9 protein-coding genes are annotated in these 10,689 nt (G+C 65.9%); 7 read left to right on the top strand and 2 right to left on the bottom strand.

Translation table 11 applies throughout. The features are described from left to right. From JOY90_RS31990 to soxA, 6 genes are all read left to right on the top strand, one after another. Window positions 1–665, top strand: a 665-nt coding sequence (locus JOY90_RS31990) for a molybdopterin cofactor-binding domain-containing protein (protein WP_291695087.1), incomplete at its 5' end; no start/stop codon positions are given. A gap of 50 nt (window positions 666–715) precedes the next feature. Further along, complete coding sequence (locus JOY90_RS31995; protein ID WP_291695088.1) at window positions 716–1,987, top strand: NAD(P)/FAD-dependent oxidoreductase; 1,272 nt, start codon at window positions 716–718, stop codon at window positions 1,985–1,987. Next, window positions 1,980–2,420, top strand: a complete 441-nt coding sequence (gene soxX / locus JOY90_RS32000; protein WP_291695089.1) for a sulfur oxidation c-type cytochrome SoxX — start codon at window positions 1,980–1,982, stop codon at window positions 2,418–2,420. Before JOY90_RS31995 ends, soxX begins: the two co-directional genes overlap by 8 nt. Window positions 2,421–2,433: 13 nt before the next feature. After that, entirely contained in the window at window positions 2,434–2,901 is a 468-nt protein-coding gene (locus JOY90_RS32005) for a SoxY-related AACIE arm protein (RefSeq protein ID WP_291695094.1), read from the top strand. A 4-nt stretch (window positions 2,902–2,905) separates the two neighbouring features. Continuing rightward, window positions 2,906–3,226 (top strand): thiosulfate oxidation carrier complex protein SoxZ, encoded by a 321-nt coding sequence (soxZ, locus tag JOY90_RS32010; protein ID WP_291695090.1) that lies wholly within the window; start codon window positions 2,906–2,908, stop codon window positions 3,224–3,226. After that, on the top strand, window positions 3,223–3,990 hold the full coding sequence (gene soxA / locus JOY90_RS32015) for a sulfur oxidation c-type cytochrome SoxA (RefSeq protein ID WP_291695091.1): 768 nt from the start codon (window positions 3,223–3,225) through the stop codon (window positions 3,988–3,990). The genes soxZ and soxA overlap by 4 nt, the downstream gene beginning before the upstream one ends. Window positions 3,991–4,069: 79 nt before the next feature. On the opposite strand, the gene JOY90_RS32020 is transcribed toward soxA, so the two are convergent. Further along, the gene (locus tag JOY90_RS32020) at window positions 4,070–5,719 is read right to left on the bottom strand and encodes a regulator (protein ID WP_291695092.1); all 1,650 of its coding nucleotides are present in this window, start codon (window positions 5,717–5,719) and stop codon (window positions 4,070–4,072) included. Beyond that, on the bottom strand, window positions 5,716–6,444 hold the full coding sequence (locus tag JOY90_RS32025) for a cysteine hydrolase (RefSeq protein ID WP_291695093.1): 729 nt from the start codon (window positions 6,442–6,444) through the stop codon (window positions 5,716–5,718). Before JOY90_RS32025 ends, JOY90_RS32020 begins: the two co-directional genes overlap by 4 nt. A gap of 283 nt (window positions 6,445–6,727) precedes the next feature. Between JOY90_RS32025 and JOY90_RS32030 the strand changes: the two genes are divergently transcribed. Further along, window positions 6,728–10,237: an indolepyruvate ferredoxin oxidoreductase family protein gene (locus JOY90_RS32030; RefSeq protein WP_291695095.1), complete on the top strand. Its 3,510-nt coding sequence runs from the start codon at window positions 6,728–6,730 to the stop codon at window positions 10,235–10,237. The last annotated feature ends 452 nt before the right edge of the window (window positions 10,238–10,689 follow it).

Genomic DNA, 10,689 nt, shown 5'->3' on the forward strand with positions numbered 1-10,689 from the left:
ATCATTCGATGCGCAATCCGCACGTCATTCCGGGCTTCTGGCGCGGGGTGAACGTCAATCACAACGCGATCTACGTCGAATGCTTCGTCGACGAGATGGCGCATACCGTGAACCAGGACCCGCTGGAATTCCGGCGCAAATTGATGAAGGATCATCCGAAGAATCTCGCGGTGCTGGAAACCGTGGCCGAGAAGATCGGCTGGGACAAGCCGGCGCCGCAAGGTATCTCCCGCGGCCTCGCCCACTACATGGGCTTCGGCAGCTACGTCGCCGCGGCCGCCGAAATCTCCGTGACCGACGGCAGCAAGATCAAGGTCCATCGCATCGTCGCGGCCACCGATCCCGGCTATGCCGTCAATCCCGCGCAGATCGAGCGCCAGATCGCGGGCTCCTTCGTCTACGGCCTGACCGGGCTGTTCTACGGCGGCTGCACCGTCAAGGATGGCTATATCGAGCAGACCAACTTCGACACCTACAACTCGATGCGCATCAACGAGATGCCGAAGGTGGAATCGATCGTGATGCCGAGCGGCGGATTCTGGGGCGGCGTCGGCGAGCCGACCATCTGCGTCGCCGGCCCCGCGGTGCTCAACGCCTATTTCGCGGCGACCGGCAAACGCATCCGCAACGCGCCGCTGCGGAACGAGAACATCACATTCGCCTAGAAGGAGGCCGGCGGCGGCTCGCAAGGCGGCCGCCGTCCTACCATTGGATCATGCGCATGAAAGTGACGCGGAGAGAGGCTGTCCGACGCCTCGCCGCATCGGTCATCCCGCTGGCTTTCCCCGCCATCGCACGCGCGCAAGCTGCGGCGCGCGTCGTCGTGGTCGGCGGCGGCTTCGGCGGGGTCGCCTGCGCGCGCGCGTTGAAACGGCTCGAGCCGAAGCTCGTGGTGACGCTGATCGAGCCCACCGGCATCTTCACTGCCTGTCCCCTGAGCAATGAGGTGATCGCAGACCTGCGTGAGATCGATGCCCAGCAGTTCGGCTACGACAAGATCGCGGCCCAAGGCATCACCGTCGTTCCGCAGGCAGCAACGAAGATCGATCCGCACGCGCATAGCGTCGCCCTCGCCGACGGTGGCACGCTCGGCTACGAGCGTCTGGTGCTGTCGCCCGGCATCGATTTCAAGCTGGACGCGCTCCCCGGCTACGACGAGGCGGCGTTCGAAAAAATGCCGCACGCCTGGCAGGCGGGCGAGCAAACCCTCCTGTTGCGGAAGCAGCTCGAAGCCATGGACGACGGTGGCACGGTGGCGATTGCCGTGCCGGCCAATCCGGCGCGCTGCCCGCCCGCGCCCTACGAACGCGCCAGCCTCATCGCCCATTATCTCAAGGCGAAGAAGCCACGCTCGAAAGTGCTGATCCTCGACGCCAAGGACGAAATTCCCCAGCAGCGCCTTTTCGAGGACGCCTGGAAGACGTTCTATGGCGACATGATCGAGCGTGTGCCGCTGTCGCAGGGCGGCAGGGTGACTTCGGTGGAACCCAAGACGAAGACCATCATCACCGAGTTCGGCAACTACACACCCGAAATCGCCAACGTGATCCCGCCTCAGAAGGCCGGCCGCATCGCCGAGATCGCGGGCGCGGCCGACCGCACCGGCTGGTGCCCAATCGATCCCGTGACCTTTGCCTCGAAGCTCGTGCCCGACATCCATGTGATCGGCGACGCCTGCCTCGGCGGCGGCATTCCGAAATCGGCCTCGGCGGCGAACGCGCAAGGCAAGGCCTGTGCGGCCACCATCGTCGACCAGCTTTCGGGCAAGACGCCGGAAACGCCCAAGCTGCGGGGCATCTGCTATGACACGGTCGCACCGGGCTACGCCTTCTCGCTCGCCGGCACCTATGTGCCGAAGGACGATATCTTTGTCGAGACCGGGAACGGCGGCTCCAGCGCCGTCGACGCGCCGCGCGAGACCCGCGCGCGCGAAGCCGCCGAGGCGCAAGCCTGGTTCAAGACCATCACGGCAGACAGCTTTGGCTAGATCGCTCCTCCATATCGCGCTGGCGTTCGCCCTGCTCGGCCCCGCCGACGCACGGGCGCTGGCGAACTACGACATCGTCGGCGACGGCATTCCGCAATCGCTCACGGGCTCGGCGGGCGACGCTGCGCGTGGCCGCGCCTTGGTAGCCGACCGCACGACGACCTGTATCCTCTGCCACCCTGCTCCAATTGCAGAACAGAAGTTCCAGGGCGACCTCGCGCCGAATCTTGCCGGCGCCGGCAGCCGCTGGAGCGCAAGCCAGCTCCGGCTTCGGCTGGTCGATGCCGCGCGCCTCAATCCGGCGACGATCATGCCATCCTACTACCGCGTGGAAGGGCTCGAGCGGGTCGGTGTGGCCTTTCGCGACAAGCCGATCCTCAACGCGGAACAGATCGAAGACATCGTGGCTTATCTTGCCACCCTGCGCGAATGAGAAGGCCCAGGTGATGCACCATCGCGAACGAACCTCGCGCCGTCACTTTATCGCCCTTGCCGGCGGTGCCGCCTTTGCCGGCACTGTGCAGCTCCGCCCGGCGAAAGCGACACCCGCCATGCTCGCCTCCGCCATCCGCAATGTCGTCGGCGAGGCGCCGGTGCGTGTCGGCAAGGTCAAGCTCGACATTCCGCCTCTGGTCGAGAACGGCAATACGGTGCCGATGACCGTGAGCGTCGAGAGCCCGATGACAGAGCAGGATCACGTCAAGAGCATCCACGTCTTCAACGAGAAGAACCCGCAGCCGAACATCGGCAATTTCTATCTCGGCCCGTGGGCCGGGCGTGCGCAGGTCGCGACCCGGATCCGGCTCGCCGACAGCCAGAAGGTGGTGGCGATCGCGCAGCTTGCGGACGGCTCGTTCTGGTCGGCGAGCGCCGACGTCGTGGTCACGCTCGCCGCCTGCACCGAAGAGGGCTGAAGCCATGGCCGCCGCATTGATCAGCGTGCCGAAGCAGGCGAAGCGCGGCGACATCATCGAGATCAAGGCGCTGACCTCGCACATCATGGAGACCGGCTATCGCCGTACCGCCGCCGGCGACCTGGTGCCGCGCGACATCATCACGAGTTTTGCCTGTCGCTACAATGGCAGGGAGATTTTCCGCGCCGACCTGTTTCCGGCGATCGCCGCAAACCCTTTTTTCTCGTTCTTCACGGTGGCGAACGAGAGCGGCAAATTCGAATTCGAATGGATCGGCGACAACGGCTATTCCAACACGGCTTCGGCCGCGATCACCATCTTATGAAACGTGCCGTCATCATCGCGATGCTGACGCTCGCGCCGGTCTACGCCGGCGAGATCGCGCCAAGCGAACGCCGCTCAGGCTACGATTTCATGGCGGCCGACACCAAGGCGATGCAGGATGACGACACCGCCAATCCCGGCATGCTCTGGGTGCTCGACGGCGAGGCGCTGTGGAAGCAGAAGCAGGGGACGGCCGGCAAGGCCTGCGCCGACTGCCATGGCGACGCGGCCGCGAGCATGAAGGGCGTGGCCGCCCGCTACCCGGCCTTCGACAAGACGCTCGGCCGCCCGGTCAGCCTCGACCAGCGCATCAACCTCTGCCGCGCCGACCATCAGCAGGCGGAGCCGCTGGCCTATGAGAGCCACGATCTGCTGGCGCTGAACGCCTACGTCGCCGCGCAGTCGAAGGGCATGCCGATTGCGGTCGGCGACGACCCGGAGCTGAAACCCTTCGTCGAGAAAGGGCACGAGCTGTTCATGCAGCGACAAGGCCAGCTCAACCTCGCCTGCGTCAATTGCCATGACGACAATTGGGAGAAGAAGCTCGCGGGCTCGCCGATCACGCAAGGACAGCCGACCGGGTATCCGACCTACCGCCTGGAGTGGCAGACGGTCGGCTCGATTGAGCGCCGCATGCGCGGCTGCATCACCGGCGTGCGGGCCAAACCTTACGATTTCGGCGCGCCCGAGCTGGTCGAGCTCGAACTCTATCTGATGATGCGCGCCCGCGACATGGCGATGGAGGCGCCGGCGGTGAGGCCTTGATTCAGCAGCGTGGCGAGCTCGGTTCACGTCGCCCCGCTCGCTCGTCCGCCCGTGCTGCGGCAAGACAGTCAACAATCCCCTACTCCGCCGGCGCGGCCGACATCTCCGGATGCGCGACGAAATGCTCGCTGGTGCCTAGCCGCCCCAGCGCGTACAGGCCGCCGGCGACGACGAGATAGGCCAGCGCCACCGCGGGCGTCACGCCCAATCCGCCGCCGATGCCGACGGATTCGCCATGCATGAAACCGAAATAGGTCAGCACCGCGCCTGACAGAGCAAAGGCGGAGGCCTTGACGAAATCGCGCTCGATCACGAACACGCCGATGGCGCCGAGCACGAGGCCGGCGATGATCGAGCCGCCGCCCATCACCTCGAGCCCGCGATAGAGCACGCCCTGCTGCGGCAAGGCGGCGATCGCCGCAGCCTTGACGTCGGCGGTCTTGTCCGCCGCGAGCCCGCCCACCGCCTGCGCGGCCGACAACGTCGAGGCCAGCATGGTGTCGATCTGCAATTTGGCCCAGGCGGCGAGATGCGGGGTCAGCGCCAGCACGATGGCGGGCGCGTGCCGCGCGGGCGTGGTCTGGAACGCCTGCGCGCCGATCAGCATGCCGATATAGAGCAGGATCGGCGAGATCGCGACCACAGGCACCAGCGCCAGCAGGAAGGAGATGATGCCGAGCCACGACAGCAGGATCACCATCACGCCGGTCGCGGCCGAATAGCCGATGCGGCCGCCCATCGCCTTCCAGCCGGGATGGCCGATATAGACCGCGTTGATGAAGGGATTGCCCATCAGGCAGCCGATCAGGCTGACGACGCCGTCGGCGGTCAAGACCCGCGTGGTCGGGTATTCGTCGCCGGCGGCTTCCGCGCTCTCGACATTGTCCATGGCTTCGACCAGGTCGTAGATGCCGAACGGGATCGCGGTGACCAGGATCACGCCGAGATATTCGAAGCCCGAGAACACCTGGCCAAAGGCCGGGATCGGCACCGAGAAGCCGAAATTGGCGAAGGCGTCACCGACGCCTTTCACGCTCAAGCCGCCGAGGGAGAGCCCGAACAGGTTGGACCCCCAGGCGATCACCATGCCAGCCGCGATCGCGATCAGGCCGGCGGGAATGCCGCGCGGATATTTCACGCCGCCGAACCAGCTCACCAGGATGATGGCGAAGCAGACGAGCCCGATCTGCGGCGTCATGTACATTTCCAGCGCCGGCCGCATCGAGATGAAGGTGATGGAGACGCCCGCGAGCGTACCAAGCAGCGCAGCGCGGGGCGTGATGCGACGGATGACCGGTGCGATGAAGCCACCGATCATCAGGAGAAAGCTCTGGAAGAACACCCAGACCAGCCCAGCCGACCAGCCCTTCAGGGGGTCGCCGGTCTTCAGCGCAATCGGCAGCATCACCACGAAGGTGACGATGAACATGTGCGGCACGCTCACCCCCGACGGCAGCGCGCAGACGTCGCCGCGGCCGGACTTCTGCGCCAGGCGATAGGCCAGGAACGCGTAGTAGAAGGTGGAGAGGCAGAGCATCAGCCCGAGCGCCGGCAGGATGCGACCGAACACGATCGGGTCCGGCATCTTCAGCACGAACCGCAACAGCCCGGTCAGCACCAGCATGTTGACCAGGATGTTGGTGCCGAAGCCGAAAAAGGCGTTCCAGTCTCCCGGGGTCCAGAGCTCCGGTTTGAAGCCTGGTTTTCCCGCCGTCGCACTCGCGCTCATCGTGATGCTCCCGCTGCCAGATTGCTGTTCGATGTCTCCGCTTGCATGGCCTCGAGCACGGCATCGGAATCGGCAACCCAGCCGAAAATGCCGCCCTGGGCCTTGATCATCTTCAGACCCATCTCGTGGAATTCGGGGAAGTAGGAGGCGCAGCCGTCGGAGATGACGACGCAGCGATAGCCGCGGTCATTGGCCTCGCGCACGGTGGTGTTGACGCAGACCTCGGTGGTCACGCCGCACACCAGCAGGTTGTCGATGCCGTGCTTCTGCAAGATGTCGCCGAGCGCGGTGGCGTGGAACGCGCCCTTGCCGGGCTTGTCGATCACGATCTCGCCCTCGACCGGATAGAGTTCCGGGATGATGTCGTGACCGGCCTCGCCGCGGATCAGGATGCGCCCCATCGGGCCGGGATCACCGATGCGTAGGCTTGGCGCGCCGCGCGCGACCTTGGCCGGCGGCGCATCGGAGAGGTCGGGCAGATGGCCTTCGCGGGTGTGGATGACCAGCATGCCCCGATCGCGCGCCGCCATCAGCACGGAAGCGATCGGCAGCACTGCGCGGGCGAGCTGGCCGACGTCATTGCCGAGCGTCTCGCCGAAGCCGCCGGGCTCCATGAAATCGCGCTGCATGTCGATGATGACGAGCGCGGTCGCCGACCAGTCGAGATCGATCGGCTCCGGCTCCGCGATGATGGTACCGCTTGCGGCTCGAGTCGCGTTCAGCATGGCCGTGCCCGCTCCCGTTGGCGAGAATCCGTTGGCTTCAACGAAGCAAGCGCCATGCCATTGTGTACAACGCGGTCCGGCCAGGTCAGCCCGGCGAATTCCTGGCTTTTTCAATCGCTTGGGATCAGGACTGGCGACTGCGCGTCAACCGTCGCGCGCTTCCACGCGCGGCATCTGCTCATTCGCTGAGCGATGCTCCCCTACGCAGCAGCGCCTTGCGGGCAGTGCATATTGACTTTGTCGGAACATGGATTTCACTGATGAGGCAGGTGTCCTGCCTTTGTTGGGCGTCGCCAAGAAGACTTCACGGAGCAAGAAGATGACGCTGTTGCAGGTGGGGCTGGACGACAAGTACCGGCTCGAATCCAAGCGGATCTATCTCTCCGGAGTCCAGGCGCTGGTGCGATTGCCGATGCTGCAGCGCGAGCGCGACCGCGCAGCCGGCTTCAATACCGCGGGCTTCATCTCCGGATACCGCGGCTCGCCGCTCGGCATGTACGACCACGCGCTGTGGCGCGCGAAATCCTTCCTGCAAGCGCATGATGTCGCGTTCGTTCCCGGGCTGAACGAGGACCTCGCCGCAACCGCGGTGTGGGGCAGCCAGCAGGTAGGGCTGTTCCCTGGCGCCAAGGTCGATGGCGTGTTCGGCATCTGGTACGGCAAGGTCCCCGGCGTCGACCGCTCGGTCGATGCGCTGAAGCATGCGAACTCGGCCGGCAGCGCGCGCCATGGCGGGGTGATCGCGCTCGCCGGCGATGATCACGGCTGCCAGTCCTCCACTCTCGCCCATCAGAGCGAGCAGGTGTTCGCGGCGGCGATGATGCCGATCATCAACCCTTCGACCTTGCAGGAATATCTCGATCTCGGGCTGCAAGGCTTTGCGCTGTCGCGCTATTCCGGCTGCTGGGTCGGCTTCAAGGCGATCGGCGAGACGGTCGAGAGCTCCGCCTCGATCTACAGCGATCCCGGCCGGGTTCGGGTGGTGATACCGACCGATGTCGAGATGCCGCCCGGCGGCCTCAACATCCGCTGGCCCGATCCGCCGCTGGAGGCCGAGCGGCGGCTGTTCGGTCCGAAGATGGCGGCGATCGCCGCCTTCGCCCGCGCCAACCGGCTCGATCGCATCGTGCTCGACGGCAAGCCGGCGCGGCTCGGCATCCTCGCCACCGGCAAGGCCTATCTCGACCTGCGGCAGGCGCTCGCCGATCTCGGCATCAGCGACCGCGACGCCGAGGCACTGGGCTTGCGCATCTACAAGGTCGCGCTCACCTGGCCGCTCGAGGAAAGCAGCGCCAGACGTTTTGCCGAGGGGCTTCAGGACGTGCTGGTGGTCGAGGAGAAGCGCGGCTTCATCGAGGATCAGCTCAAGCGCATTCTCTACAATGTCGAGGCCTGGAAGCGGCCGACAGTGGTCGGCAAACAGAACGAAACTGGCGCGCCGCTGTTGCCGAGCGAAGGCGAGCTCAATCCGACCATCGTCGCTTCCGCGCTGGTGGCGCGGCTGCGGCGGCTCGGCCACCAGAGCCCGACCCTGGAGCAGCGGCTGGCGCGGCTCGAGGCCTTCGAGCATCCGGAAACCGCGCATGCGCCGATCAGCCTGCAACGGACGCCGTTCTTCTGCTCGGGCTGCCCGCACAACACCTCGACGAAATTGCCGGACGGCAGCCGCGCCATGGCCGGCATCGGCTGTCACGGCATGGCGCTTTCGGTGCCGAGCCGGCGCACCGCGACCATCACCCATATGGGCGGCGAAGGCGCCAACTGGATCGGCCAGGCGCCGTTCACCAGCGAAGCGCACATCTTCCAGAATCTCGGCGACGGCACCTACACCCATTCGGGCCTGCTGGCGCTGCGCGCCGCCGCCACCAGCGGCGTCAACATCACCTACAAGATCCTCTATAACGACGCGGTCGCCATGACCGGCGGCCAGCCCGCCGAGGGCGGCTTCACCGTGGCGCAGATCGCCCACCAGGTCTGGGCCGAAGGCATCAAGCGGCTCGTCATCGTCTCCGACGATCCCGGCAAGTACCCGCGCGGAGGCTACTTCCCGCAAGGCGCGACCGTGCATCATCGCCGCGAGATGGACGAGCTGCAGCGCGAATTGCGCGAGATCAAGGGCCTCACCGTCCTGATCTACGACCAGACCTGCGCCGCCGAGAAGCGCCGCCGCCGCAAGCGCGGGCTCTATCCCGATCCGCCCAAGCGCGTCTTCATCAACGACCTCGTCTGCGAGGGCTGCGGCGACTGCTCGCAAGCGTCCAACTGCGTCTCGGTGGAGCCGCTCGACACCAAGTTCGGCCGCAAGCGCCAGATCGACCAGTCGAACTGCAACAAGGACTATTCCTGCGTCGAGGGCTTTTGTCCGAGTTTCGTGACCGTGCACGGCGGCAAGCTGAAGAAGATCGAAACCTCCGCCGTCGACAGCGGGCAATTGTTCACCGACCTGCCGCTGCCCGTGCCGGCGGCGGTGAGCCGGCCCTACAACATCCTGGTCACCGGCATCGGCGGCACCGGCGTCATCACCATCGGCGCCCTGCTCGGCATGGCGTCCCATCTCGACGGCAAGGGTTGCTCGGCGCTCGACTTCACCGGCCTGTCGCAGAAGAACGGCGCGGTGATGAGCCATGTGCGAATCGCGCCAAAGCCGGAGGACATCTCGGCGGTGCGCATCGCCAATGGCGGCGCCGATCTGATCCTCGGCTGCGACATGGTGGTCTCGGCCGGCGCCAATGCGCTGAGCCGCGCCGAGCGCGGCGTGACGCGCGCCTTCGTCAATGCCGATCTGCAGCCGACCGCGAGCTTCGTGCAGAACCCCGACATCGATTTCGAGCAGGGCACGATGCAGACGGTGCTGCGCGATGCCATCGGCGAGCGCAATCTCGACATCATCGACGCCACCGGCATCGCTGCCACGTTGATGGGCGACAGTATCGCCACCAATGCCTTCCTGCTCGGCTATGCCTTCCAGAAAGGCACGATTCCGCTCACGCTGGATGCGCTGCTGCGCGCCATCGAGATCAACGGCGCGGCGGTCGAGATGAACAAGCAGGCCTTCACCTGGGGCCGGCTCGCCGCCCACGACATGACGCGCATCCGCAGCGTGCTGCAGTTCCGCAAGCGGCCGACGGTGGCGACGAAGACGCTCGACGAGGAGATCACGCTGCGCGCCGCATTCCTGCGCGACTACCAGGACCAGGCCTATGCGGCGCGCTATGTCGCCGCGGTCGACAAGGTCCGCAGCGCGGAGGCCGCGGCGCTGCCATCGTCCACCGCGCTCACCGCGACGGTGGCAAAGAACCTGTTCAAGCTGATGGCCTACAAGGACGAGTACGAGGTCGCCCGGCTCTATGTCGACGGCGGTTTTGCGAAGAAGCTGTCGGAGAGGTTCGACGGCGACTACCGGCTGAAATTCCACTTGGCGCCGCCGATCTTCGCGAAACGTGACAAGGCGGGGCGCCTCCGAAAGCAGGAGTACGGCGGCTGGATGATCCACGCCTTCCGGCTGCTCGCCCGGCTCAAGTCGCTGCGCGGCACGACCTGGGACCCGTTCGGCCGGACCGTGGAGCGCAAGGCCGAGCGCAGGCTGGTCGAAGACTATTTCGCGATGATCGACCAGCGCGTCGCGGCACTGAAGCCGGAGCAGATTCCGCTGCTGGCGCGCCTCGCCCGCATCCCCGAGATGATCCGCGGCTACGGCCACATCAAGGAAGAGAGCATCGCCAAGGCCGCGGCGGAGCGGACACGGCTGGAGGCGGAGTTGGAGAACAGCCGCTTTGCCGCGGCGGCAGAGTAGCGCTCCGCTTCCCTTCTCCCCTTGTGGGCAGGGTTATCGCATATGAGCTCGAGCCATCGGCACGACCGGTCACCCTCCCCCGGAGGGCAGGGCAATCGCATATTGCCCAAAATTCGGAAAGTCCGACAGACAACGGGACAGATGTTCGCGATCCGATTCCACTTCGTTCGCTATTCGATTCCACCGCGAGCAGCTCTCCAAGGTCATATGCGATTGCCCTGCCCCGGAGGGGGAGGGTCGGCTCACATGAAGCGAAGCGGAATGTGAGCCGGGGTGGGGTGATGCTTCCGCGCGCAAACTGTCCGATACGGAGAGACCGTCACCCCACCCCGGCACGCATCTCGCTTCGCTCGATCGCGTGCCGACCCTCCCCCTCCAGGGGAGGGTGAGCCCAACCGCTCCACTCGTCCCATATGCGATAGCCCTCCATATGCGATTGCCCTCCGCTTGCG

The organism is Bradyrhizobium sp. (assembly GCF_019242285.1).
In the GTDB taxonomy this organism is placed as follows: Bacteria; Pseudomonadota; Alphaproteobacteria; order Rhizobiales; family Xanthobacteraceae; genus Bradyrhizobium.

What these genes read in the sequence shown, in the direction of transcription:
- JOY90_RS31995 (WP_291695088.1), top strand. Translation starts at nt 716, where the DNA reads ATGCGCATGAAAGTGACGCGGAGAGAGGCTGTCCGACGCCTCGCCGCA.
- JOY90_RS32005 (WP_291695094.1), top strand. Translation starts at nt 2,434, where the DNA reads ATGCACCATCGCGAACGAACCTCGCGCCGTCACTTTATCGCCCTTGCC.
- soxZ (WP_291695090.1), top strand. Translation starts at nt 2,906, where the DNA reads ATGGCCGCCGCATTGATCAGCGTGCCGAAGCAGGCGAAGCGCGGCGAC.
- soxA (WP_291695091.1), top strand. Translation starts at nt 3,223, where the DNA reads ATGAAACGTGCCGTCATCATCGCGATGCTGACGCTCGCGCCGGTCTAC.
- JOY90_RS32020 (WP_291695092.1), bottom strand. Translation starts at nt 5,719, where the DNA reads ATGAGCGCGAGTGCGACGGCGGGAAAACCAGGCTTCAAACCGGAGCTC.
- JOY90_RS32025 (WP_291695093.1), bottom strand. Translation starts at nt 6,444, where the DNA reads ATGCTGAACGCGACTCGAGCCGCAAGCGGTACCATCATCGCGGAGCCG.